We start from the raw sequence: 850 nt of genomic DNA on the forward strand, positions 1-850 counted from the left end.
AATGACAGTATGCCAAACCTTGACTTTAACAAAGCCTTTCAAATGGCATGAGCTATAGGACGATCAAAGACCACATCGCTGAGATTTACTCATTGGACGTCTCTGAAGCCACCATTAGCAGCATTACCGATCAACTCATACCACAGCTTAAAGCATGGCAATCTCGAACACCCGATAGTGTTTATCTCTTTGTTTGGCTGAATGCCATTCCCTACAAAGTCAAAGAAGAAGGAGGTTATGTCAATAAAGCGCTTTACACGCTACAGGCTTTAAACACCGAAGGTAAAAAAGAACTCATTGGCTTATACTGCTCGGAAACCGAAGGGGCAAACGATTGGCTCTCTGTACTGACGGACTTACATAACCGTGGCGTGGAAGATATTCTCATGGCTTGTGTGGATGGCTTAAAAGGTTTTCCTGAAGCGATACAGGCTATCTTCCCCAATACTGAGGTACAACTGTGTGTGCTTCAGCAAATCCGTGAGTTTGCGTTATGTGGCTAGTCGTGAGCAAAAAGCTTTCATGCAGGATTTAAAGCCTGTATATAAAGCGGTCAATAAAGAATCAGCTGAATTGGGGCTTGATAGGTTAGAAAACCTTTGGGGTAATAAATACCCTGCGGTGATTAAGTCTTGGCGGGATAAGTGGCATTTGCTAAGTCACTATTTTAAATATCCTGAGGCGGTGAGAAAGCCCATTTATACCACCAATGCGGTAGAGGCAGTCCATCGTCAATTCCGCAAGTTAACTAAAACTAAAGGAGCGTTTCCTAATGAAACCAGTTTGCTCAAACTCTTATATGTTGGTATGTTAAATGCCAGCGAAAAATAGACAATGCCGATTCCTAATT

Annotated in this window: 1 pseudogene; it reads left to right on the forward strand. The window is 42.5% G+C overall.

From position 1 onward, the window contains the following. Positions 1-38: 38 nt before the first annotated feature. Positions 39-828 (forward strand): annotated as a pseudogene (locus A5N85_RS13935) (IS256 family transposase); the annotation flags it as partial. Positions 829-850 lie beyond the last annotated feature (22 nt).

Source organism: Suttonella ornithocola (genome assembly GCF_001889065.1).
Taxonomy (GTDB): Bacteria; Pseudomonadota; Gammaproteobacteria; order Cardiobacteriales; family Cardiobacteriaceae; genus Suttonella_A; species Suttonella_A ornithocola.